The organism is Paenibacillus sp. PSB04, from assembly GCF_025809195.1.
Taxonomy (GTDB): Bacteria; Bacillota; Bacilli; order Paenibacillales; family Paenibacillaceae; genus Paenibacillus_AQ; species Paenibacillus_AQ favisporus.
In genome coordinates this window covers 7,015,527-7,037,845 of sequence record NZ_CP081301.1, presented here as the reverse complement: position 1 = coordinate 7,037,845, position 22,319 = coordinate 7,015,527, and the positions used below count along the sequence as shown (strand labels likewise).

The following is a 22,319-nucleotide window of genomic DNA, read 5'->3' as shown; positions in this document are numbered from 1 at the left end:
TTTTAATGTGGGCAACCGCTAAGCCGTTCCTCGAAGGATCAACTGGACAATATAACTGGCCGTTTCTTCTGCTGGGCACGCAGCTGTTCCTCTGCTCCATTCGAGGGCGGCGCCGTAAAGGGTCCAACTGGCCGCAAGGGCTACGGTATCCAATGGAACGTTCCAGCCGAAATCCTCTGGTTTGAGCCGCTGCAGCCAGGCCGTGAGCAGTGATTTGATTTCCTGCTGCATCGTTCGTTCAAAGACAGGATTGATCGTTTCCACCGGACTGCAGCGACCGTGAAGGGACCGGAAATGCTCAAGGAGGTTCACGGCCAGCATCTGAAGATGATCGCTGTTCCATCCGGCATCCGGGGGCAGATGCTGCTGCAGGCGGGTATGGAGCTTATCACGGATCGATTGTTCCAGCAGGGCGTATTTGTCCGGATAATGCGAATAAAAGGTGCCCCTGTTGACATCCGCACGTTCGGCAATATTTCCAACCGTCATGGCGGTAAAGCCCTTTTCTTTCATCAGCTCTGCGAACGACTGCTTCAGCAGATTCTCCGAGCGCCTGCTTCGCCGGTCTTGCGGAACGCCTCTGTTTTCCATGCATGTGCCGCCTCCTTTATACCTATGTAATATTCAACAATGAGGCTCAGATGTCGGATAACAGTCAAACGCGGACGATTGACGATTTTTTCCGGCCCCTGTTTTCCCTATTGTAGGGGGTGGCAGGAAAAGAATCAATCCATGGAGGTAAGGTGAACATGCCTGGTTATCAGCGAAAAGAAACCATGAAAGCGATCCGGTATCACCGGCACGGAGGGCCGGAAGTGCTGCAGTATGAAGATGTTCCGGTTCCGTTAGTCAACGAGCGCGAAGTGTTGGTCCGCGTGCATGCGGCATCGATCAATCCGGGAGATTGGCAGATCCGCTCGGGGATGGCGGGAGACCGTTTTCCGCTGCCGTATATTCCCGGGTGGGATATTTCCGGCACCGTCGAAGAGGTCGGATCGGGCGTCACGTCTCTGCGGGTCGGTGACGAGGTTTTTGGCATGACGGCGAACAGCGGCGCGTGTGCGGAATATGCGGCTCTGCCTGCAGCGCAGCTTGCACGAAAGCCCCGCAGCATCAGCCATGAAGCGGCGGCCGCCCTTCCGCAGTCGGCCTGTACGGCCTGGAACGCGCTGTTTGTTCAAGGTGGCCTGAAGGCCGGCCAAAGGGTGCTGATCAACGGTGCATCCGGCGGCGTCGGCCACTTCGCCGTGCAGCTCGCCAAATGGAAGGGAGCCGAGGTGACCGGCGTAGCCTCCGGCAGGAATGAAGCATTTTTGCGTGAGCTTGGGGCTGATCAATTTGCCGATTATTCTTCCGGATCATGGACGCAGGCCGTTGATCCGGTCCAGCTTGCGGTCGATACGGTCGGCGGAACCGAAGGAAACCGGCTTTTGGAGGTGATCACGCCTGGGGGATCGCTGGTTCCGGTCACGTGGGGGAATTATGACACCGATCAGGCGGCCGCCGGGCAGATTGACGTTCACGAAGTTGCGATGCTGCCGGTCACGACAGCGGATTTGGAATGGATATCCCGCTTAGTGGAGGAAGGGCAGCTTCGAGCGGTCATCGACCGGATGTTTCCTTTAAAAGAGACCGCCCTGGCTCATGAGCTCAGCGAAAGCCGGCGAGCCAGGGGGAAGATCATTATTCGTGTAAGCAGCACGGCGGATCGATAAAAACTTCCTTATTTTTTTCGTGGAAGGAACAAGGCCGCGGCTCCCCCAATGATCATTCCGGCGGCCGCCAGATACATGGCGGTGCGGACGCCTGCTGCCTGCGCGGCCAGAAGCGAGCCGCCGCTTTGACCGGCGATACCGGAATTGGCGATGAAGATCAGGAAGGCCATGCCGATGGCGTTGCCGATATTCAGCGTCGTCGAGGCCATACCCGAGGCCACGCCCTGCTCCGATGGAGCCACACCCGCGGAAGCGGCGATCCACATGCCGGTCCATACGACGCCTTGGCCGAGGCCGGAAATGATCAATCCGGGCACGATAAGCAGATAGCCGGAGTCGGCATACGCCCCCAGCGGGATGAGGGCGGTGCCAACGATGCCGATCATGCTGCCGGTCAGAATCGTGCTGCGCATGCCGTAGCGCGTGGCAAGCTTTTCGCCCCATTGGGTTCCAAGGGCAATAGAAAGCGATGGCACGATAAAGGCAAGACCGGTTTGCAGGGCATTGAATTGATGCACGTTCTGGAACAGTACCGTGAGAAAGTAGGGGATGGCTCCAAAGGTACCCATGTAAAGAAAGGTTATGATCATGCCCGTGACCAGGCTCCGTCTCCGGAGAAGACGCGGCGGCATCAGCGGATTGGAGGTTCGGTTTTCGATCCAGGCAAAAGTAAGAAATAACAACAGGGACAGAAGGGCGCATATCAGAATACCGGGGGAGCCCCATCCTGCCTCAGGCCCCTGAACGAGGCAATACACGAGTAAAGTTGCAGCGCCAGTAAAGCTTAGTGCCCCAGGCAGATCAAAGCTGCTCCTTCCGGATTGGACGGAGTCCCGCGGAATGGCAGCGAGTGCGGCCAGAGCTGCACCGCCGGCAAACAATACGTTGACGAAGAAGACGGCTTCCCATCCAATGGCGTTCGTCAGCACGCCGCCGAGGAGAGAGCCCAAGGTCAATCCGCTGGCTCCCGCTCCGCCCCAGACTGCGAGGGCCCGGTTGCGCTTAGGTCCTTCTTCATACAGCCGGTTGATAAGGGATAGGGTCGCCGGAAAAAGAAAAGCGGCTCCGATACCTTGCAGCGCTCTGGCCAGGATGATGACCAGCGGACTCCATGCCAGCCCTCCAAGCAAGGAGGCCAGCGCGAACAGGAGCAGCGCGGAGATGAACATCCTTTTTTGCCCGAGCTGGTCTGCGGCACGTCCGCCAAGAAGGAGGAAGCCGCCGCAGAAAATCGTATAGGCGCTGACGACCCACTGAAGGGATTGTTCCGAAAAGCCAAGTGCACGGCCCACTTCGGGGAGCGCAACAAACACGATATTAATATCAAGGGAGTAGATCAGCTGGGCGAAAGCGAGGATGGCCAGGCTCCAGCCCAAGGCTTTCTTTGACATCGCCGGTGTGGCGGCAGAATGGGCAGCGGTAATGACCTCGCCCCTTGGACTTGCTGACAACGGGTCTCGTGATGACACGCGAAAAGCACCTCATTTCAAAATGTTTTGAAATGATTATATTTCAACAAAAATTGAAATGTCAATACAGAGGGTGTATAATATGATCTATGAGATCCCATTACGAAACCGAGATGGCCAAAGCGGCCAAAGCACTCAGCGATCCGATCCGGATGAAAATTTTGACGATGATTAAAATGGGCAGGCAGCCGGATTACCAGTCTCCTGTCTGTACGTTTGAGCCTGCGGCCGTATGCCCTGCGGACCTGCAGCTTAAGCTGGGAGACGTATCGCCGTCCAAGCTGTCCTACCATTTGAAGGAGCTTAAGGATGAGGGGTATATCAAGGAATGCAGGGAGGGAAAACGGCATTATTATTCGCTGCAGCCGGAACGGCTGAAGCAGTTCACGAAAGATTTAAGCTGGCTGTATGAATAGGAAAGCGGAGCGGGGGTTTGGAGACAGATCAGCTGATGCCATCCCTTTATCCGTAAGCACAAACACCCCCCGACAATGTCGGGGGGTGTTTCGATTTGATGCAAGACAGAGAGCAGTCAGCTGCGTTCAGGCCTGCTCCTCCCGGCTGTATGGCAGCCGGACCCGGAACGTGGTCCCCTCGCCTGGTGAGCTCTCAGCTTCGATGGTGCCTTGATGCGCCGCGACGAACTCCTTGGCGATGGCGAGCCCAAGCCCCATTCCGCCGCTGTGCCGGGAGCGGGAAGCATCGGCCCGGTAGAAGCGGTCGAAGAGGTTCGGGAGATGCTCGGGGGCGATGCCGGTGCCGGTGTCCTTCACCGCGATCTCCAGCCATGGCCGTCCGTGTGCATCCTGGACCTCAGACAGGATCACTTGGATCGAACCGCCATGCGGCGTATGCCGAACGGCATTGGTCAGCAGGTTGAGAAAGACCTGGGTTATCCGGCCGGAGTCGACCGGGATCATCGTGGAGCCGGCTTGGCTCACCAGCGTCATGGCAATGCCGGCATCCTGTGCGCGGGGCAGAAGCCGCTCGAGCGTCTGCTCCAGCAGGGCACGGACGTCCGTCCGGCTGAACTCAAACGACAGCTTGCCTGCCTCGGCCAGTGAGAGCTGATGCAGATCGTCCACGAGCCGGGTGAGCCGGATCAGTTCATCCTGCAGCGGAAGCAGCTGCTCGGGTTCGATCGCTTCGCCTTGCTGCTGCAGCATATCCATCTTTCCCCTCATGATGGAGAGGGGAGTTCGCAGCTCATGCGCGACGTCGGCCACGAGATTGCGCCTCGCATCCTCGGCCCGGCCCAGCTGCAGGGACATCCGGTTGAAGGCGGAAGCAACCTCGCCGTATTCATCTTTAGTCGTGACCGGAACCTGCACCCCATGCCGGCCTTCCTTAATCTGCTCAATCGCAGAAACCAGCCGGCGAAGCGGGGAAGTAAGACGGCGGGAGATCCAATAGGCAGCCAGAAGGGCATCAACAATGAACACCACGGCGCTGACGATCAGCAGAAAGCCGACGCCATGTGATATGCCCAGCTTCACCTTGGAGATCACGCTGATCTCCGGGTCGTAGTATCGAAAAGACCCGACGTCCCGTCCATTCGTCTCGATGCGGTATTCTACCCCGAGCCCCCTGATCATGGGCTCGGCCACGCTGCCGAAGATGGCCAGCTTCCTGTCGTGGACGTCGTACAAGATCAGGCCGCTGTCTTGAACTTCTTCCAGTAAGTCGCCGGGAGCCAGCTTCTCAACACCGTTCCAGGAACCGCCGTGCCGATCATAATATTCGGTAAGCGTACGCGACAGGGCACTGATTTGCTCTTGGTCGGAGGACGGTGTCAGCTCGCCCAGCAGCCCGCGCACGACTGCATTTGTGATCAGCATAAACGTCAGGCTCATGACCACGATAAAGGCGGCCATGGCCCAAAACAGTTTCCGGCTAACGTTCACGGCGGTCACCGAACCGGTATCCGAATCCGTACACGGTGTTAATAAACACCGGGTTGGACGGATCGTCCTCGATCTTTTTACGGATCCGGCTGATATGGGCGTCCGCGGTCCGCTCGTCGTTCAGCAGGTCGTCATCGACCGCAGCCAGCAGCTGCAGGCGGCTGTATACAATGCCCGGCCGCGAAGCCAGGGTGGCGAGCATTTTGAATTCGGTCGGGGTCAGCAGAACTTCCTCCCCGCGTTTCCACACCTGGCACTGCGCCTCGGATATCGTTAAATCTCCCCGCACGATCCGGTCGTCCGGAGTCTCGTCCCCATGGATTCTTCGGAGAACCGAGCGTATTCGCGCGACCAGCTCCCGGAGGGAGAAGGGCTTCGTCAAATAATCGTCGGCGCCGACCTCCAGCCCGATGATTTTATCCGTTTCCTCCACTCTGGCGGTCAGCATGATGATTCCCAGCTTCGGCAGCTTCCGCAGCTCCCGGCACACGTCAATGCCGCTCATTCCCGGCATCATCCAGTCGAGGACGACCAGGGACGGCTTCCGTTCGCCGGCGATCCGGAGCGCTTCCCGCCCGGATAAAGCTGTGATCGTCTCGTATCCCTCCTGCTGGAGAAACGGCTCCATAAAGGCCAGCACTTCCTTTTCATCATCGACAAGCAGCAGAGTATGCGTCATGTGTTCATTCTCCTTTATCTCGAGAGCCTCGGGCCGTTGCAGCCTTTCCGGCTTTTATCCCCCTCATTATATACCGGTTCCCGCGGATGCGGGGACAATTCACCAAAGCCGTAAGAAACCGCAACAAGTTCGCAACATTCCTGAAGGAAAACCCCGGACAACCCCGCATGGACCCGGGAATAGACCGCAAAAAATCGGATGCATTTTCATCGCAACAGCAAGAGAACTTCACAGGTTCACAACAAGTCGCTGCTACAATAAACTCCAGGCGGCAAAACACGGGGTGCGCCGCAGACCATTTGCAATCCATTGCCTTCATTGCGGTCCATGCAATGGAATGCAGTTCAACGGGGGAGGGGTGATGATGCTGAAGCAGCACCATGTGATCAAAGTACTGCTGGCTGCCGTCGGCGGCGCTGCCTGCGGCATCTTTCTGTCAACCATTATTGCCGCTCTCGGTTATCTGATCCATGACCGGCCGGCCGGGACACCTTATCTTCCGCTGATCATGGCTGCGTTGTTTGCGGGGATCGCCGCGTTGACGTCCGATTATAAGGGAGGAAAACCACATGACAAGCATTGATCTTAATCCATCTAAAGATAAAATTTCAGGGGGCAGACGGATTTCCCGGGGCATCTTTATGGGGCTGTCCTGGATATTGGTCGCCTGCATCACGGTTCAGGTGTACATCGCAGGGTCGGCTGTGTTCCAGAATCCGGTGAACTGGCGGCTCCACGAAAACTTTGTTCATTTCTTTGGGTTTGCTCCGCTTCTGATGATCATTTTTGCCATTACGGGAAAATGCTTTAAAGGCAGCGCGTGGCTCAGTTTGGCCATGTTTGTTCTGATCGACTTGCAGTACATGACGGCGCATGTGCCTGCGCTGGGCGCCATGCATCCGGTGATGGCCCTCGTGCTTATCCTGCTGTCGCTGTACACCGCACTGCGAAGCACACGGCGGCAGTAATGGGGAATTTATGCCCGAACAGTTGTGGAGGGGACCGGTGCCCGGGTATACTTTGAAATAAATGAAGATCATATCGTTGTTTCAAAGAGAGGGCTGTAGCATTGACCTTACAACAGTTAAAATACGTCATCGAAGTCGCCAACCGCGGGTCCATGAATGAAGCGGCCAAACGGCTGTTTATTTCGCAGCCAAGCCTGTCGAATGCGATCAAGGATCTGGAGGAAGAGCTGAACATTACGATTTTTGAACGGACGAACAAAGGAATTACCCTGTCCAAGGAAGGCGCCGAATTTCTCGGCTATGCCCGGCAGGTGACCGAGCAGGCGGAGCTGCTGGAGAGCCGCTATATGAACGCCAAGCCGTCGCCGCAGCATTTTTCCGTATCGACCCAGCACTATGCGTTTGCCGTCAATGCGTTCGTGCATTTGGTCAATGAGTATGGGCAGGACGAATACGAACTGGCGCTGAGGGAAACGAAGACCCATGAAATCATCCAGGATGTCAAAAGCCAGCGGAGCGAAATCGGCATTCTGTACCTCAATGAATTCAACAGCAAGGTCATCAACCGGCTGCTGAAAGACGCCAATTTGAAATTCACGAGCCTGTTTACGGCCCGGCCTCATATTTTTATCAGCATCCATAACCCGCTCGCCAAGCAGTCCATCGTGACGATCGACCAGCTGCAGGATTATCCCTACCTGTCGTTTGAGCAGGGGGAGTACAACTCCTTTCACTTCTCCGAGGAAATTCTGAGCACACTGACGCATCCGAAAAGCATCCGGGTCAACGACCGTGCCACGCTGTTCAACCTGCTGATCGGACTGAACGGTTATACAATCTCAACCGGTGTTCTCAGCGCCGACCTGAACGGGAACGAGATTATTCCTGTGCCGCTCGACTGCGACGAGACGATCAATGTCGGCTGGATCTGCCATCAGAATGCGGCGCTGTCCAAGCTGGCGCTGGAGTATATCGAAGCGCTGCATCAGGCGATTTCCGATTGATCCGTAATTTGGAAAATATGGATGAAGTGCCTGGACGCAGTCCCAAGGTATGATTTTTTTTTTGCAGCCACGCTTGCCGCTTTATGCGGCGGGGGTGGCTTTTTGTAACGCATAAGTTGGGTGCTCCATCTCATATATTGTCCAGTGACGGATGGTTATCGATGGGAGGGATACGCCTGCAATGAATGAAGAGGCGCTCTTTGAGCACAGGTTTTGGCTGCAGATTTTGGGGGATCATGCCCGTTTTATCTACAATGCTCTGGCTTCGAAGGAAGTCAAGGACGTACAGACGGCGGCTTCGTTCGTCCAATGGTTCGACCGGCTGCTGGGACAGGCGCGCTCGTTTCCTGAGGGACAGCCGCTGAAGGAGCTGAACGAACAGGCGAATCAGGCGGTACATGAACTGCGGGCGTTTAAGCTGGATCTTCTCGACCGGGTGCTGCAGCGCAAAGTGGTCATCGGGTTGTCGCCAACGTTTATCAATCATATGGTGAACGAGCTGGAGGAATATGAGCGCATTCTCGCTGAGCTGTTGAAGGGAAACCCGGTTCCCCGCTATCACCCGCTGCATCACGATCTGCTGTGGCTGCCTGACGCGGCTTTTCACTCGGCATCAATCGCTTCGGATCTCGACGGGGTGGAGCGGAGGCTGATCCAGAGGAGCAAGGAATTTGAGCAGCATTTCAACGAATTTTATTTGAAGGCGCTTGAGCTTGTCGGATACTTGCGTACGCTGCGGACGACCTATCCGGCGGTGAAAAAGTTCCACAGCGACGTAGATCTGGAAATGTCGGCGTTTATGAACTTTCTGCTGGAGATCGAGGAGCTGGACATCAGCGCCGAGCTGCTGAGCAGGCTGAACAGACTGGTGCCGGACCATATGTTCCGGGAAGAATGCTATTATTTGCAGAAGCTGTCCCAATTCGGCGAGGTGCCCCGTCCTGATTGCGACCCGGCAAAGCCGAGGGTGGAGTAACGCCCTAAGGGATTGATCATAAAACCGCTTTAGAATGCCTCTTTGCTCTTCGGGTATGTCCCGGGTGCCGGGAGGTTTTTTACTCCTGAACACAAACCGGCTGGCTGCGGACAGGGATGGATAATATCAAATAAATCCAGTTTATTTGCGCTGCAGTCCATTGAGTTCGACCGGGCGATGCGTGATAATGAGGGCACAAGATCACTACCAAACGAAGAGAGGTTGATGTATTCGTGCGTAAAGTCAAGGTTGGCGTCATCGGTACCGGCATGATCAGCACCGTATATCTGAAAAATTTGACCGGCATGCTCGACCATATCGTCGAGGTCAAAGCCGTAGCGGATATGGTTCCAGAGCTCGCGCAGAAAAAAGCGGAAGAGTTCGGCGTTCCGAACGTGTACACCGTGGAGGAGCTGCTGGCCGATCCGGAAATTGAAATCGTTCTCAATTTGACGGCCCCCGCCGCGCATGCCCCGCTGAACCTGCGGGCACTTGAGGCCGGGAAGCATGTGTACACGGAGAAGCCGTTTGCCCTCAACCGCGAGGATGCCGATGAGGTTCTGGCTCTGGCCGATTCCAAAAACCTGCTTGTCGGCTGCGCGCCGGACACCTTCCTCGGCGCCGGCATCCAGACCTGCGTCAAGCTGATCAATGACGGATGGATCGGCACGCCTTACGGTGCAAGCGCTACGATTATCATGGGGAACGCCGCGGGCGGCATGCATCCGAACTTCCGCAACTTCCTGAAGCTGGGCGGCGATCCGATCATGGATATGGGGCCTTACTATTTGACGGCGCTGATCGCGCTGCTCGGACCCGTACAGAGGGTAACGGGATCCGCCCGCCAGCTGCAGCAGGAGGTCGTCGTGGCCAATCCGAAGTCGCCGGCATTCGGCCAGACGGTGCCGGTGGAAGCGCCGACGAACGTATCGGCGGTGCTGGACTTCCACAGCGGCGCGGTGGCAACCCTTCAGGCGGCCAAAGAGGCGTTCGGCTATTCGCCGCGGCTGGAAGTGTACGGCACGGAAGGCATTCTGTACGTTCCGGATCCGAACTTCTTCGGAGGCGCCGTATCCATCCAGTTCCCGAACGGGCAGACGAAAGAGATCCCGCATTCCCATCCGTATGCCGAGGAAGGACGCGGCATGGGCGTCGCTGACATGGCTTATGCGATCCAGTCGGGACGTCCGAACCGGGCAAGCGGCGAACTGGCGCGCCATGTGCTGGACATCTCGCTCGGCATCTTCGAAGCGTCTCAGCAGGAACGCCACATTCACCTGGAATCCACGGTGGAACGTCCGGCTCCGCTGCCGCTCGGCCTGAAATACAACATGCTGGATCTGTAACAATCACCGCACGGAATCTCTATCTCATTTCAAAACAAGAGAGGATGCATAGATCATGACCCAATTTCCCGTCGCCGTACAGCCATATACGGTTCGCGAACAATTAAGTAAGGATTACATAGGCACGCTGGAGAAAATCGCCGCCATCGGCTATCAGGGCATTGAGCTCGGACGCCCGCCGGAAGGCATCACCGTGGCGGAGCAGAAGGCGCTGCTGGACCGGATCGGCCTCAAGGTCATCGGAACCCACGCCGGATTCGATACGTTTGATTTCAACCCGGACGACATCGCGGATTATCTCGAGGAGGTGGACGGCGGTAAATTCGTGGCGCTGTCCCTGCGTTTTGCGTCCCGGGACGAGGTGCTGGCCAAGGCCGCCAAGCTGAACGAAGCGGGCGAGAAATTCCGCCGGCGCGGGGTTCAGCTGCTGTACCATAACCACGACTGGGAATTCGCCAAATTCGACGGCGAATACGCGCTCGATATTTTGCTCCGCGAAACCGATCCTTCCTTGGTTCAGATGGAGCTGGATACGTATTGGGTCAAGCGGGGCGGTGAAGATCCGGTGTCGTACCTCGCCAAGCTTCAGAACCGGTGCCCGCTGCTCCATATCAAAGACGTGGAAGCCGGCGAGGAGCAGTTTTTCGCTGAAATCGGGGAGGGGATTCTCGATTTCAAGGCCATCGCTCAAACGGCGCGGGAGGTAGGAACCGGCTGGCTCGTCGTCGAACAGGATCAGAGCCGGCGCGATCCGCTGGAGAGCCTGGCGATCAGCTACCGCAATTTGCAGGGGCTCGGACTGATTTAATCAATTATTTTCTTACGAACGAACATCGAATGGGCCTGAAAAGGAACCGAAGCTAAGACTCCACTTCGTGGGGATGAGGAAGGGAACTGCCATGAATACAACGGAAAGCCAATCCAGCCGGGCGGCCTCGCATCTTGTGCACCTCCCGAGGATCCATATCGTCGGGGACATCGTCAAGAAGCCCGGCACCTCCCTCGGCCCGCGGCGGATTCACGATTACGAGCTGCTGTATTTTCCGGATGGGACGCGCAGCGTCTACAGGGTGGAGGGAGAAGCATACGTCCTGCAGGAACCGAGCTTTATCGTGACCAGGCCGGGCGAATACCACGCCTATGAATACGACCCGCAGCAGCCGGCGCGCCATCTGTTCATTCATTTCGGATTTCCGGAAAATGGCGGGACGGAGGCGGCGCTTCCGCTCCTTGCGCCCGGCGGGCCGAGCTGTATTCCGCTGGACGAGGAGCTTCCGGTCGGGATGATGAAGCAAATCATGCATATTGCCCATGCCCACACGGACCGGATGCAGAGCCGCGGGAGCTCGCTTCTATGGTCGCTGCTGACGGAAATCAGCGGCCACCTCTACGACGAGCCGCTGACGACGCCGGCCAACCGGATTCCTCCCCAAATCGTCAAGGCGCTAGATTATATCGACAAGCATTTGGGGGAGGCCATTTCGGTGGAAATGCTGGCGAGGCGGATCGGCTGGTCGCATGAGCATTTCTCCAGGTCTTTTGTGCAGTATATGGGCCGCACGCCGCGCGATGCGATCATTCAACGGCGGATCGAGCGCGCCTGCCAGCTCCTGCTGTACGAGGAGCACAGCATCAAGGAGGTCGCCTTTGCGGTCGGATTCTCGGATGAAAATTACTTCAGCAGGGTGTTCAAAGCCGTGAAGGGACTCACCGCCAGCCAGTACCGCAAAAAGTATTACAATCCGATGTACCGGGATTTGGTTCCGGTCAAGGAGTCGGAATCGCTGTATCCGGTCAACCGGATTCTGTATAACATCGGGGCCGGCGAAGGTTAAACATTCGCCTGGCTATAGAGGAGAGTGATGCGAATGAAGGAGAAGGTGAGGACAGCGGTGGTCGGTTACGGATTCGCCGCCAGGACGTTTCACTGCCCGGTCATCACGGCCGTACCGGAGCTGGAGCTGGCGATGATCGTCCAGCGCAGCGGCCATTCGTGCTTGCAGGCTTACCCGTCCGTCCGGGCTGTACAGGACGTCCGGGAAGCCTATGAGGATCCGGGCATCGACTTGATCGTCATTACGACGCCGAGCACGGCGCACTACTCGTTTGTCAAGGACGCCCTGCTGGCCGGCAAGCATGTCGTCGTAGAGAAGCCGTTCACGGCGACGACGGAGGAAGCGGACGAACTGATCGCGCTGGCCCAAAGTAAAGGGCTGGTGCTCAGCGTATTCCATAACCGCCGGTGGGACGGCGATTACCTGACGCTGCAGGAGGTTGTCCGCCGCGGTCTGGTCGGCCGGATTACCGAAGCGGAATTCCGCTGGGACCGGTTCAGCCCGAATGCCGATCCGAGCCGCTGGCGGGATGCGGGGGCCGAAGGGTCCGGGACGTTCTATGACCTGGGCGTCCACCTGATCGACCAGGCGCTGACGCTGTTCGGGCTTCCGGACAGCGTGCAGGCGGAGGTGCGGACGCAGCGGGAGCGGACGCTGGCCCCGGACTATTTTGACGTATCGCTGGGGTATCCGGATGGGCTGAAGGTGTCGGTAAAATCGACCCTGCTGGCCCGGGATCCGGCTCCGAGATACCGGTTGTACGGGACGGAGGGTTCGTTTGTCAAGTATGGAGAAGATCCTCAGGAAAATCTGCTGAAGGCCGGCAGGCTGCCGGGATCGCCCGGATGGGGCGAAGAGCCGCAGGAGATGTGGGGAAGCCTCGTGGCCAGCCGGGACGGCCTGCAGTTTACGGGGCGTCTGAAGACGATTCCGGGATGTTACGACGCCTATTACCGCAACGTGGCTGAGGCTATCCATGGTGTGTCAGAGCTTAGCGTAAAGCCCGAGCAGGCCCGGATGGCGATCCGTGTCATCGAGCTGGGCATGCAGAGCCATGCTGAGCAGAGAAGGGTGCCATTTACCCCTTAACTACTTACGGAAAGAAGGAGATCAAGCTTGTTTCCTTTTAAATTGTCATTGAATACATCTACACTCCTGCCTTACGGACTCGGCGTCAAAGAGCAGGTCCGCGTGGCGGCGGAAGCAGGCTATGAGGGCATCGAGCTGTGGGTACGGGACATTGAAGCTTACCTTGCAGAGGGCGGCGAGCTGCAGGAGCTTAGACGGTATATCGAAGATCATGGACTGAAGGTGGCGAACGCCATCGCCTTCTGGGCTTGGGCCGACCGTGATCCTGAAGCGAGACAGCGCGGTTTCGAACAAGCGGAGAAGGAAATGGAGATGCTGGCGGAGCTGGGCTGTCTCGCGGCGGCGGCGCCCCCCTTCGGACAGGTTGACCACGTCACGCTGGACGAATTTGCCGCTTCCTTTGCCAAGCTGGCCGAGTCGGCCCGCCGGATCGGCATAGAGCCCTATCTTGAATTCTGGGGAAAAGCGGCCCGGCTGAACTGCCTAAAGGATGCGATTTACGTAGCTCAAGCCAGCGGGGTGGCGGACGCCAAAATTCTTATCGATCCGTTCCACATGTACACCGGCGGCAGCGAGCTTCGGGACCTTGAAGGCTTGGCTGGGAACCAGATCGGCATCGTCCATGTGAACGATTATCCGGCGGCGCCGTCCCGCTCCGAGATCCAGGATGCCCACCGGGTATTTCCGGGAGACGGCATCGCTCCGTCCGGAGCGCTCGCCAGAACGCTGGCGGATGCGGGATATGAGGGCTATCTGTCGCTGGAGCTGTTTATGGACAGCTACGGCGGGTTGACCGCCCTGGAGACCGCGAAGCTTGGCATCGCCAAGATCCGGGAGGCTTACAGCCTGTAATGTCCAGATCCATCGCGGGAGACAACCCCGTTAGCAAGCTGTCGCTGCTTGCGATTACGTGGCCGATTTTTGTGGAATCGGCCCTTCAAATGTTTCTCAGGACATCGGACACGTTCATGCTGAGCAAGGTGTCCGACGGCGCGGTTGCGGCGGTCGGTGTCGCGAACCAGATCATCATGTTTGCGGTGCTGATGTTCAATTTCGTGGCGCTCGGCTCCGCGGTGGTCATCTCGCAGTATTTGGGTGCCCGCAGGCAGCATGAAATCGGCCGGCTTGCCGGGTCCTCGCTGGCGCTGAACTTCCTGTTCGGCCTGGTCGTGAGCGTCATCGTCATGATGCTCAGCGGGCCGCTGCTGCGGATTTTCGACCTCGATCCTTCCCTGTTCGGGCAGGCGGAGAAGTATTTGCTCATCGCCGGGGGGCCCTGGTCATTCAGGCGCTGCTGACCGCTGTCACGGCCATGATCCAGTCTCACGGATTAACCCGGCAGACGATGGTCGTCACGATCGGGATGAACGTGCTGAATATTTTCGGCAATTACCTGTTTATTTACGGCCCCGGGGGTTTTCCGAAGCTGGGCGTCGTCGGGGTGGCGATATCCACCGCCTTTGCCCAGTGCGTCGGTCTGGCCGTCAATCTAGTGCTGCTCCGCAAGGCGGCGGGCGTCTACATCCGCTGGAACGACCTGTTCGTGTGGAGCCGTGAGCATATCGGGAAGGTGCTTCGCGTCGGCGTGCCGTCCTCGGCCGTGTCCTTGTCGTACTCCGCCAACCAGTTTGTGACCACGGCCTTTATTTCGTCGCTTGGGGCCAGCGTGCTGGCAACGAAAATTTACACGCAGAACATCATGTTCTTCGTCATGATTCTGGCCGTCTCGCTGGGCCGGGGCGGGCAGATCATCGTCGGGCAGCTGGTCGGCGCGGGCCAGAGGGAAGAGGCCTACAAGCAGGTGATCCGGAATCTGATCCGCAGCGAGCTGATCACGCTGGCGGCCGTCGCCGTGCTGACGCTGTTCCGGCAGCCGCTGATGAAGCTGTTCACGACCGACCCGGACATTATCGCGATGGGAGCGGCCTTGCTGCTGCTGAGCTTTCTGCTGGAGCCGGGGCGCAACTTCAACGTCATCCTGGAACGGTCGCTGCAGGCCGCCGGCGACGCCCGGTCCGCCATGATCGTGTCCATCACGGTGACCTGGCTCTTCAGTGTGCCGCTGACGTACCTGCTCGGCATTTATTGGGGATACGGCCTGTACGGCATCTGGGCGGCTTTTATCGCCGACGAATGGCTGCGGGGCATCCTGCTCTGGGTCCGCTGGAGGAGCAAGGCCTGGCAGCGAAAAGCGCTGGTGCAGCTTCGCAGCGAGGAGCAGGCGCTGTAGCCGCCTGCGAAGGCAGCACAAAAGAACCGCCACTCGGGGATTATCCGGGGTGGCGGTTCTTTGTGCCGGCGCCGAACAGGGACAGATATGCCGAGGAGCGGCGGATCAAGGCGCGGGTATCCGTCGGGAACTCCGGGCCGAGCAGCGGGAGGCGGTTGACGGGAGCTTTCGCCTGGATTTCCGTATCAAGGTCAGCCGTCAGGCCGGAGATCGCAAGCGACGTTCCTCCCCCGATGCGCAGCGATGTTGCAGCTCCTTCGGCGTAAGCCGTACGGTTCAGCTTGAGAAGGCCGACATCAAGGGATCTTCCCATCTGTTCGGCTGTTGTGCGCGCGGTATGCTGCTCCAGGCGTGACCTGACATCAAGCAGCGCCATCAGCGCGAGCGGGTACTGATTGTGGTCCGGATGCTTCAGAATGTTCATGGCCGTCGCGGTGATGGCCTCTTCCAGCGTCAGGCCGCAAATATAGCGCAGGCGGCAGCCCCACCGTACCAGATCGAAGGCTTGCTTGCCTGAGCACAGCAGGCCCTCGGCAAGCCCTTCCTCGCCGGAGTAAGGCAGCTTTAAAATGCCGATCCGGCAGTTTTCCAGCCAGCCCAGGCTGTGGTGCTGGTATCTTGGAAGAACGATTTCAAACAGTTCGATGGTGGGAATCAAAGCCCGGTTCATCGTGACATCCTCCTTGACCGTGATTTCATGGATACTCCCTGCCGTCTTGTTCCGGATCGTCACGGCCAGTAGGGTTCCATACATGTGTCCGATTGGTAAACTATCCGCATCATACGTCCAAGGGATATCTTTGGCAAGAAGACGAGGCGGATTTTTCGGATCAAAACCTGCATCTTTCCAGCGCAAAGTCCAAAATTCCGGCAAAAAGCCGCTTTTTTTCAGCCTAGCGGCTTCAGCCCTATATCGGCATTATATTCCTATCCAATGGGCGGGTTCAGCCATTTGAATGGCTTCCCGCCTTCAGTTATCCAGCAAAGCTAAGGAAAGCGGTAGGAAAGGCCGTAAAACAATGATTCCTACGGATTAGGACCCGTTTTCCCATCAGATCCCCAAATAAAGCAGGGAATCGTATCGTTTCCCTGCTTTACAGTTCGCCGTCCCAGGCGTATATTCATTTCATCATCCAATAGAGTAAGATTTGCGACTTGATGAACGCTGAATTTTCCGATGAAAAGCGGGGGAACCAATCGCAGTCCTCGTCCCACGGAGCTTTATGCTGGGGCTTGCGGCTTGCAGGGGTGAATCGGAGGCAGGATAATGCCTGTTTCCGTAGGGCTACTCTCACGGCCCGAATCCGTCAGCTAACCTCGTAAGCGTAGTTGAGAGCGGAGGAAACTGTGATTTGACGCATCAACACAGGGTATCTGCTCTGTGTTTTTCTGTGCGCTCATTTTGAAGAATGAAGCGTGTACATGGAATATGTCTATTCGCTGAATTTCCGCCGGAGGGCGGAAAGCGGGGGAACCGGTCGTGTCTGCAGCATCCGCTGCGGCCATATGGGGTGAATCTCGAAAGTGATGAGTAGGGCTACTCTTGGGCCCGAATCCGTCAGCTAACCACGCAAGCGTGTTAAGAGAGGCAGCTGTTATTCATGCAGATGGCAAGGCTTATTCGGCCTTGGATTTGGAAGCATGGAAGAGTGTCCTCTTTCCGGTGCTTCTTTTTTGTTGTTTTAACAAAGAGAAGCATCGATTCCCAAGCGGGCGGCGCCCGCGATTTTGTACAAACAGAGAAAACAGGTTATGTGGGAGAGAGGAGAACATGAAGTGCCTCAGATACAAGTAAACGGAACCACGTTATATTATGAAATTCACGGCATCGGCACGCCTATCGTGTTCATTCACGGGCATTTGTCGTCCCATCATATGTTTGAGCCCCAGGTCGAATATTTCAGCAAGCGGGCAAAGGTGATTGTACTGGACCTCCGGGGTTACGGCAATTCGGGGAAGCTTGACGTGGAGGTCGGGCACATTATGGAAACCCAATGCAGCGATCTGTGCGAGCTGCTCAATAAGCTGCATATTTCGCAGGCGACGCTTGTCGGCTGTTCCAGCGGAAGCGTGCTCGCCCAGACGTTTGCCGCCCTTCATCCGGACCGGGTCAGCGCCCTGGTACTCGTGGACAGCTACTTCGCGGGATGCTTCGGGAAAAAGAACCATTTGCTGAATATTTGCGAGGCGTGCAGCTGGCTGTCTTATTATTTGCCTGCGGAGTTTTTCCTCCGGTCGCTGCGGGTGACGTATAACCGGTGGAGACCAGTCTACAGCATCCTGCGCAAGGAGCTGTACCACAAGCGGCCGACAGAGTCGATCAAGCAGCGTATGGAACTGCTGCGTATGGAGATGCCCGCCAATTTGGCGCGGCTGCCGATGCCCGTACTGTGCGTCGCAGGCAGCCAAAGCGAGTGGTTCGTCAAGCAAATGCAGCGGGCGGCCACCCTGTTCCGGCATGTGCAGCTGGCGACGATCGAGGATGCAATGTATCCGACCCATTTATGCCAGCCCCATGCATTCAACCGCATGCTGCTGAACTTTTTGATGGACCAGCATATTTACCGGACCCGGGAAGCCTATGGAGGATAGTCCGCGGTCATGGGATTTGCCTCCTGGAAAGAAAATCGCATCTTGAATCGCACTGGCCCTAACCAAACGATCTACTCGCTATATTAGCTAATCAGTTAACCGCCCGATAAGAAGGCGGTTAACTGAGCTCTAGCGAGTATTCGTTTTTTCAATGAGACTGATTATATTAAAAAGGGAGGGATGAACCGTCCATCAATATCGGTGAACCCGTATTCCTGGGCAAGATCACCAACCTGTAGTACCAGTCCGTTTTTCAGTTTCACCTCATCATCCCCAGCTAGGGCTGACACCGCTCGCCCTACGTAGTACGGCGACTCCGTGTGTTTCAGAGCCTCAACCTCTTTCCAATGAGCTTCATCTGTACCGAAGTTCCTTAATACCAGTTCTGTTCTCATCCAGCCAGGGGAGACCGCTACCACGGTTATTTCAGTGCTTTTGAGATCATGAGCTAATCCGAGCACTGAGCGGTTAATGGTATTCTTGGCGAGGTCGTAATAGAAAGTTCCTAAATACTTATCCTGATCCTGAAATGTGGTATGTACGATCAATCCAGAATCAGCTTCCAGCATAAGCGGGATCGCATAATGGTTTGTCGCTATTTGTGGGCGTACTCCATTCTGAAACATAGCATCCCACATGTTCAGCGGATATTCCCAGAATGGTTTGGATTGTAAATTCACTTCCAAGTCATGCAGTCCCCAGACGTTATTCACTAGGATATGGAGCCGTCCTTGTTCCTGTCGGATTCTCTCGATCAAAGCCTGTGTATCCTCATCACGGGTATGATCGCAACGACATGCGTACGCCTCTCCTCCATGACTTCGAATCTCCTCCACAGTTTCATCGATACTGCCTGGAAAACCGTGTGTAGTCGTCCCTCGTAAACTTCTTCCGGATACATAAACTACTGCTCCGGCTTTCCCAAGCTCAACGGCAATCCCACGTCCTGCTCCCCGGCTTCCTCCGGTTACGAGAGCGATTTTCCCAGCGAGTCTCTTCAAGTTCATCTACTCCTTCGCAGTTATTTATTTCATCATACTAAAGTAATGCGTCATTAACTGTCGTATTTGAGGATGAACGATTGATTTTTGCAATCAATGAAAAGGCACACTTGAAAGTTAGGCATATTGCTAATTTGTTATTTGCGGCTATACCGATAAAATACGTTATGGGAATCTGGGCTGCGGTGTGCAGCCTTTTTTAGGTTGGTGAAAGTGCTTGTGCCATTGACAGGCAGGGATATAATGGAGAGATATCATCATGGCATAAAAGGAGGAAAAGTTGTGGCAACCATAGAAGATTTGATGAAGCTGGACATTCGCATCGGAACGGTGGTCAAGGCGGAGCCTTTTCCGGAGGCGCGCAAGCCGGCGATCAAGCTGAGCATTGATTTCGGGGAGCTTGGAGTCAAGCGTTCCTCGGCCCAGATTACGAGAAGGTATACCCCGGAGCAACTGGTCGGCCGCCAGGTAGCCGCCGTCGTTAATTTTCCCGTGCGGCGGATTGCCGGATATGAATCGGAAGTGCTCGTTCTCGGCGGAGTTCCGGAAGAGGGCGATGTGGTGCTGCTGGCCCCTGATGTGCCTGTCGGCAACGGCACGCCCATTGCTTGAACATTTAACAAAACGAAAGGATGGATACCGATGATTCTGCGCCCAACGAAGGAAGACTACAACGAAGGTTTCGCCCAGTATGTCTCTCTCGTACCTGAGGGGAACCTCGAGGAGATTCTGAACGGGTCTCTGAACCGGACGAACGCGTTTTATTCTGCACTGACGGAAGACAAGGCGAATTACCGCTATGCGCCAGGCAAATGGAGCTTGAAAGAGGTGCTTGGCCATATCACGGATAATGAGCGCATCATGTGCTACAGACTGCTCCGCATCGCGAGGGGGGACACCACGCCGTTGACCGGCTATGACGAGGAAGTGCTGATGGAAGGCGCAGCCTTCGACCGTTTCTCCATCGCCGAGCTTCTCGAGGATTTTGCCGCCGTTCGCCGCTCCACGCTGACGCTGCTGCGGAGCATTCCGGACGAGGCCTGGACCCGCAGAGGTATCGTGAACGGTTATGAATCCACCGCCGCCGCTTGGGCGTATATTCTGACCGGACATGAAATCCATCATTATAACGTGATCCAGGAAAGATACATATAACTTCCCAAGGGTCAAAATTGGGCCGATTGCCGGCCATGCTGCGCGCCTCGAGCTCGCACTATGATTTGAGGCGCTCCTCGGCAAGATGAATAAAAGCCTGCGCAGCATGGCCCAAATATTTATCCGCCCGGTAAATGATGCTCATTTCCCTGTAGGGCGGATCATCATGTATGGGGAGGAACCGCAGCTTCGGATCGCCGATGGCTTCGACGAGCGTAGGCGTCTGAACGGTAACCCCCATGTTTTCCCTGACAAAGCGGAAGAGCGAAGGGTTGGACGTCGTTTCCACGACGATGTCCAGGTTAAACCCGTGCTTCCGGCAGTATTGCTCGACGAGCTCCCTTCCCCAGAACCCCTTGGGATACATAATGATCGGCAGGCCGTTCAGTTCAGTCAGGGAGACCGACTTCCTGCCGGCCAGCTCGTGTTCGGCAGATACCACCACGCCGTACTCCTCCCGGGGCAGGGACCGGACCACCAGCCGGTTGTCGTAAAGCGGCTTGAGCGAGATGCCGATATCGATTTCCGTACTAAGGACGAGGTCCGCTACATCGACGGCCGAGACGATCTTGAGCCGGACGTTCGGATACCGGTTGCGGAAATCGATGAACATCGGGGTCAGGCGGAAATCGAGCTCGGAAGGCAGCACGCCGACGCCGAGCGTACCGCCCTGGTGATGGCGAAGTTCGCCGATCTCCAGCTTGGCGTTTTGCAAATTTTGAAAAATTCCCCTTGCCTGCTTAAGCAGGACCGAGCCCGCATCGGTCACCGCGATCCGTTTGCCGATCCGGTCAAACAGAGGCATACCGACCTCCTCCTCCAATGCCTTAATCTGCAGGCTTAAATTCGGCTGGGAGATGCCGAGCTTATCTGCGGCCCTCGTAAAATGCAGCTCCTCGCAAACGGCCACGAAATACTCCAGTTGTCTCAGTTCCATGTTAATTCCTCCTGTTCATGAACAATAGAACGCGGCGCACCGAAGTAGAAGTAAATTCTAGAATGTGTGAAAACACGGTTTTATCATTTGTATAACAAATTATTATTATAATTTCAATATAATTGATAAATGATTGCTCTCCCATTAAGATGTGATCAAATCGATCTGAGGGAGAGAGAAATAATGAGAAAACCTTCACTGTTTATGATGGCTGTCGCCTTCATTTTGGCCTCTTTAAATTTGCGGCCCGCGATGAATTCCATCTCGCCCATGCTGCAAGCCATCCAGCGGGATTTGGGCATGAGCTCGTTGTCGGCAAGTCTGCTTACGTCCATTCCGGTGCTGTGCATGGGGATATTTCCAGCCTTTGCGGTCAAACTGGGCCAGCGTGCCGGGCTGGAGCGCGTCATCGGCTGGTCGATTGCGGTCATCGGCGCCGGTACGGTGCTGAGATGGTTCACCGGGTCGTCAGCATACCTGCTGCTAACCACCGTTCTGTCCGGGCTCGGGATCGCTGCGGCAGGTCCGCTGCTGTCCGGGTTCATTAAGCAGCATTTTCCCGCCAAGGTACCCGTCATGATTTCGCTCTATACCGTATCCATGGCGGTCGGAGCCGCGCTCGCATCGGGATTGTCCCTGCCTTTATCGGTCCGGGCCCATTCGTGGCAGGAATCGCTGGCGGTTTGGGCTATCCTGGCTGCCGTCGCCCTGCCGGTATGGTGGTGGTCGGTTCTCCGTCATACCCGTCGGCCTGCCCGTGCGGAGCGCTCGGCAAGGGCGGCCGGACTTCCCTGGAACAGCGCCAAAGCATGGGCTCTCACGCTGTCCTTTGGCCTGCTCGCTGTTCTGTTCTTTTCGGTCACGGCTTGGCTGCCGCCGGTCGTGGAACATATGGGATACGGCAAAGACTATGCGGCGAACATGCTTGTCCTGTTCTCCCTGACACAGATCCCCGTCGGCCTCCTGTTTCCGCACTTGCTCCGGCGTCTGCCTTCCCGACGCTTCTGGCTGGCGCTGGGCGCACTGTCGATGGCCGCCGGCTTCCTGATGCTCTGGATGTCTGTGACGCCGTGGCTGGCGGCGATTCTGATCGGCATCGGCCCCGGCGTGCTGTTCCCGGTCAATCTGATGATGCCGATCGAAGCGGTAAGCGATGCTCAGCAGGCGACGGCCTGGTCGGCCATGACCCAATCGGTGGGATACGTAATTGGCGCGATGGGGCCGATGCTGCTTGGCGTGATCCACGACGCTGCCGGCAGCTATACGCTGCTCATCCCGGTGCTGCTGGCCGTCACGCTGGCCATGGCGGGGGTTCAGCAGCTGGCTGCGAAACCCGGAGCGGCGAAGGTGCTAAATAAGCAGCGGGCGAAGGAAAAGGAAACAGCCCTTCCCTTGGCAGAGTAAGGAAAGGGCCGTCGA

Annotated in this window: 24 protein-coding genes and 2 riboswitches; of the genes, 17 read left to right on the top strand and 7 right to left on the bottom strand. The window is 56.7% G+C overall.

Annotated features, from left to right (window positions below; translation table 11 throughout):
• Positions 1-18 precede the first annotated feature (18 nt).
• Positions 19-591, bottom strand: coding sequence for a TetR/AcrR family transcriptional regulator (locus tag K2F33_RS32290; RefSeq protein ID WP_263880580.1), 573 nt, complete (start codon positions 589-591; stop codon positions 19-21).
• A gap of 158 nt (positions 592-749) precedes the next feature.
• On the opposite strand from K2F33_RS32290, the gene K2F33_RS32285 reads away from it, so the two are divergent.
• On the top strand, positions 750-1,715 hold the full coding sequence (locus K2F33_RS32285; RefSeq protein WP_263880579.1) for an NADP-dependent oxidoreductase: 966 nt from the start codon (positions 750-752) through the stop codon (positions 1,713-1,715).
• An 8-nt stretch (positions 1,716-1,723) separates the two neighbouring features.
• Here the strand turns inward: K2F33_RS32285 and K2F33_RS32280 are convergent, their stop codons facing one another.
• On the bottom strand, positions 1,724-3,184 hold the full coding sequence (locus tag K2F33_RS32280; RefSeq protein WP_263880578.1) for an MFS transporter: 1,461 nt from the start codon (positions 3,182-3,184) through the stop codon (positions 1,724-1,726).
• An 89-nt stretch (positions 3,185-3,273) separates the two neighbouring features.
• Here K2F33_RS32280 and K2F33_RS32275 point away from each other — a divergent pair, with 89 nt between their 5' ends.
• Positions 3,274-3,600 carry an ArsR/SmtB family transcription factor gene (locus K2F33_RS32275; protein ID WP_076170324.1) on the top strand — a complete coding sequence of 109 codons (327 nt, stop codon included), beginning with the start codon at positions 3,274-3,276 and terminating at the stop codon, positions 3,598-3,600.
• 126 nt (positions 3,601-3,726) lie between these two features.
• Here K2F33_RS32275 and K2F33_RS32270 read toward each other — a convergent pair whose 3' ends face one another.
• Positions 3,727-5,088: a sensor histidine kinase gene (locus K2F33_RS32270; protein WP_076170757.1), complete on the bottom strand. Its 1,362-nt coding sequence runs from the start codon at positions 5,086-5,088 to the stop codon at positions 3,727-3,729.
• Positions 5,078-5,767, bottom strand: coding sequence for a response regulator transcription factor (locus tag K2F33_RS32265; protein WP_263880577.1), 690 nt, complete (start codon positions 5,765-5,767; stop codon positions 5,078-5,080). The genes K2F33_RS32270 and K2F33_RS32265 overlap by 11 nt, the downstream gene beginning before the upstream one ends.
• Before the next feature lie 361 nt (positions 5,768-6,128).
• Here K2F33_RS32265 and K2F33_RS32260 point away from each other — a divergent pair, with 361 nt between their 5' ends.
• The 11 genes from K2F33_RS32260 (at position 6,129) to K2F33_RS32210 (ending at position 15,215) form a co-directional block, all read left to right on the top strand.
• Positions 6,129-6,350 carry a DUF5957 family protein gene (locus tag K2F33_RS32260; RefSeq protein ID WP_263880576.1) on the top strand — a complete coding sequence of 74 codons (222 nt, stop codon included), beginning with the start codon at positions 6,129-6,131 and terminating at the stop codon, positions 6,348-6,350.
• On the top strand, positions 6,337-6,735 hold the full coding sequence (locus K2F33_RS32255; RefSeq protein ID WP_076170321.1) for a DUF6220 domain-containing protein: 399 nt from the start codon (positions 6,337-6,339) through the stop codon (positions 6,733-6,735). The genes K2F33_RS32260 and K2F33_RS32255 overlap by 14 nt, the downstream gene beginning before the upstream one ends.
• 101 nt (positions 6,736-6,836) lie before the next feature.
• Complete coding sequence (locus tag K2F33_RS32250) at positions 6,837-7,739, top strand: LysR family transcriptional regulator (protein WP_076170320.1); 903 nt, start codon at positions 6,837-6,839, stop codon at positions 7,737-7,739.
• A 181-nt stretch (positions 7,740-7,920) separates the two neighbouring features.
• Positions 7,921-8,715: a DUF2935 domain-containing protein gene (locus K2F33_RS32245; RefSeq protein ID WP_076170319.1), complete on the top strand. Its 795-nt coding sequence runs from the start codon at positions 7,921-7,923 to the stop codon at positions 8,713-8,715.
• Between the two features lie 233 nt (positions 8,716-8,948).
• Positions 8,949-10,061, top strand: a complete 1,113-nt coding sequence (locus K2F33_RS32240) for a Gfo/Idh/MocA family protein (RefSeq protein ID WP_263880575.1) — start codon at positions 8,949-8,951, stop codon at positions 10,059-10,061.
• Positions 10,062-10,116: 55 nt separating this feature from the next.
• Positions 10,117-10,869, top strand: a complete 753-nt coding sequence (locus K2F33_RS32235) for a sugar phosphate isomerase/epimerase family protein (RefSeq protein WP_089545967.1) — start codon at positions 10,117-10,119, stop codon at positions 10,867-10,869.
• A 91-nt stretch (positions 10,870-10,960) separates the two neighbouring features.
• Complete coding sequence (locus K2F33_RS32230) at positions 10,961-11,896, top strand: AraC family transcriptional regulator (RefSeq protein WP_089545968.1); 936 nt, start codon at positions 10,961-10,963, stop codon at positions 11,894-11,896.
• A 33-nt stretch (positions 11,897-11,929) separates the two neighbouring features.
• On the top strand, positions 11,930-12,985 hold the full coding sequence (locus K2F33_RS32225) for an oxidoreductase (protein ID WP_263880574.1): 1,056 nt from the start codon (positions 11,930-11,932) through the stop codon (positions 12,983-12,985).
• 27 nt (positions 12,986-13,012) lie between these two features.
• Positions 13,013-13,837 carry a sugar phosphate isomerase/epimerase family protein gene (locus tag K2F33_RS32220; protein WP_076170315.1) on the top strand — a complete coding sequence of 275 codons (825 nt, stop codon included), beginning with the start codon at positions 13,013-13,015 and terminating at the stop codon, positions 13,835-13,837.
• Positions 13,837-14,283, top strand: a complete 447-nt coding sequence (locus K2F33_RS32215) for an MATE family efflux transporter (RefSeq protein ID WP_263880573.1) — start codon at positions 13,837-13,839, stop codon at positions 14,281-14,283. The genes K2F33_RS32220 and K2F33_RS32215 overlap by 1 nt, the downstream gene beginning before the upstream one ends.
• Before the next feature lie 14 nt (positions 14,284-14,297).
• Positions 14,298-15,215 carry an MATE family efflux transporter gene (locus K2F33_RS32210; protein WP_263880572.1) on the top strand — a complete coding sequence of 306 codons (918 nt, stop codon included), beginning with the start codon at positions 14,298-14,300 and terminating at the stop codon, positions 15,213-15,215.
• A 40-nt stretch (positions 15,216-15,255) separates the two neighbouring features.
• Here K2F33_RS32210 and K2F33_RS32205 read toward each other — a convergent pair whose 3' ends face one another.
• Positions 15,256-15,885 (bottom strand): hypothetical protein, encoded by a 630-nt coding sequence (locus tag K2F33_RS32205; protein ID WP_263880571.1) that lies wholly within the window; start codon positions 15,883-15,885, stop codon positions 15,256-15,258.
• 483 nt (positions 15,886-16,368) lie between these two features.
• A riboswitch (cyclic di-AMP (ydaO/yuaA leader) is annotated at positions 16,369-16,556 on the top strand.
• A gap of 87 nt (positions 16,557-16,643) precedes the next feature.
• A riboswitch (cyclic di-AMP (ydaO/yuaA leader) is annotated at positions 16,644-16,808 on the top strand.
• 183 nt (positions 16,809-16,991) lie between these two features.
• Here K2F33_RS32205 and K2F33_RS32200 point away from each other — a divergent pair.
• Complete coding sequence (locus K2F33_RS32200) at positions 16,992-17,807, top strand: alpha/beta fold hydrolase (protein WP_263880570.1); 816 nt, start codon at positions 16,992-16,994, stop codon at positions 17,805-17,807.
• A gap of 161 nt (positions 17,808-17,968) precedes the next feature.
• Here K2F33_RS32200 and K2F33_RS32195 read toward each other — a convergent pair whose 3' ends face one another.
• Positions 17,969-18,814, bottom strand: coding sequence for an SDR family NAD(P)-dependent oxidoreductase (locus tag K2F33_RS32195; RefSeq protein ID WP_263880569.1), 846 nt, complete (start codon positions 18,812-18,814; stop codon positions 17,969-17,971).
• A 276-nt stretch (positions 18,815-19,090) separates the two neighbouring features.
• On the opposite strand from K2F33_RS32195, the gene csaA reads away from it, so the two are divergent.
• Both csaA and K2F33_RS32185 read left to right on the top strand, forming a co-directional pair.
• A complete protein-coding gene (csaA, locus tag K2F33_RS32190) occupies positions 19,091-19,420 on the top strand; it encodes a chaperone CsaA (protein WP_076170310.1) in 330 nt (109 codons plus the stop codon).
• Between the two features lie 30 nt (positions 19,421-19,450).
• Positions 19,451-19,963 (top strand): DinB family protein, encoded by a 513-nt coding sequence (locus tag K2F33_RS32185; protein ID WP_263880568.1) that lies wholly within the window; start codon positions 19,451-19,453, stop codon positions 19,961-19,963.
• A gap of 58 nt (positions 19,964-20,021) precedes the next feature.
• Here the strand turns inward: K2F33_RS32185 and K2F33_RS32180 are convergent, their stop codons facing one another.
• A complete protein-coding gene (locus K2F33_RS32180; protein WP_076170308.1) occupies positions 20,022-20,900 on the bottom strand; it encodes a LysR family transcriptional regulator in 879 nt (292 codons plus the stop codon).
• Between the two features lie 183 nt (positions 20,901-21,083).
• Between K2F33_RS32180 and K2F33_RS32175 the strand changes: the two genes are divergently transcribed.
• Positions 21,084-22,304 (top strand): MFS transporter, encoded by a 1,221-nt coding sequence (locus K2F33_RS32175; RefSeq protein WP_076170307.1) that lies wholly within the window; start codon positions 21,084-21,086, stop codon positions 22,302-22,304.
• The last annotated feature ends 15 nt before the right edge of the window (positions 22,305-22,319 follow it).

Excerpts from the sequence above, each read along its gene's own strand:
- K2F33_RS32290 (WP_263880580.1), bottom strand. The coding sequence starts at position 591 with ATGGAAAACAGAGGCGTTCCGCAAGACCGGCGAAGCAGGCGCTCGGAG.
- K2F33_RS32285 (WP_263880579.1), top strand. The coding sequence starts at position 750 with ATGCCTGGTTATCAGCGAAAAGAAACCATGAAAGCGATCCGGTATCAC.
- K2F33_RS32275 (WP_076170324.1), top strand. The coding sequence starts at position 3,274 with ATGAGATCCCATTACGAAACCGAGATGGCCAAAGCGGCCAAAGCACTC.
- K2F33_RS32265 (WP_263880577.1), bottom strand. The coding sequence starts at position 5,767 with ATGACGCATACTCTGCTGCTTGTCGATGATGAAAAGGAAGTGCTGGCC.
- K2F33_RS32260 (WP_263880576.1), top strand. The coding sequence starts at position 6,129 with ATGATGCTGAAGCAGCACCATGTGATCAAAGTACTGCTGGCTGCCGTC.
- K2F33_RS32255 (WP_076170321.1), top strand. The coding sequence starts at position 6,337 with ATGACAAGCATTGATCTTAATCCATCTAAAGATAAAATTTCAGGGGGC.
- K2F33_RS32245 (WP_076170319.1), top strand. The coding sequence starts at position 7,921 with ATGAATGAAGAGGCGCTCTTTGAGCACAGGTTTTGGCTGCAGATTTTG.
- K2F33_RS32235 (WP_089545967.1), top strand. The coding sequence starts at position 10,117 with ATGACCCAATTTCCCGTCGCCGTACAGCCATATACGGTTCGCGAACAA.
- K2F33_RS32230 (WP_089545968.1), top strand. The coding sequence starts at position 10,961 with ATGAATACAACGGAAAGCCAATCCAGCCGGGCGGCCTCGCATCTTGTG.
- K2F33_RS32225 (WP_263880574.1), top strand. The coding sequence starts at position 11,930 with ATGAAGGAGAAGGTGAGGACAGCGGTGGTCGGTTACGGATTCGCCGCC.
- K2F33_RS32215 (WP_263880573.1), top strand. The coding sequence starts at position 13,837 with ATGTCCAGATCCATCGCGGGAGACAACCCCGTTAGCAAGCTGTCGCTG.
- K2F33_RS32210 (WP_263880572.1), top strand. The coding sequence starts at position 14,298 with ATGATCCAGTCTCACGGATTAACCCGGCAGACGATGGTCGTCACGATC.
- K2F33_RS32205 (WP_263880571.1), bottom strand. The coding sequence starts at position 15,885 with ATGAACCGGGCTTTGATTCCCACCATCGAACTGTTTGAAATCGTTCTT.
- K2F33_RS32195 (WP_263880569.1), bottom strand. The coding sequence starts at position 18,814 with ATGAACTTGAAGAGACTCGCTGGGAAAATCGCTCTCGTAACCGGAGGA.
- K2F33_RS32185 (WP_263880568.1), top strand. The coding sequence starts at position 19,451 with ATGATTCTGCGCCCAACGAAGGAAGACTACAACGAAGGTTTCGCCCAG.
- K2F33_RS32180 (WP_076170308.1), bottom strand. The coding sequence starts at position 20,900 with ATGGAACTGAGACAACTGGAGTATTTCGTGGCCGTTTGCGAGGAGCTG.
- K2F33_RS32175 (WP_076170307.1), top strand. The coding sequence starts at position 21,084 with ATGAGAAAACCTTCACTGTTTATGATGGCTGTCGCCTTCATTTTGGCC.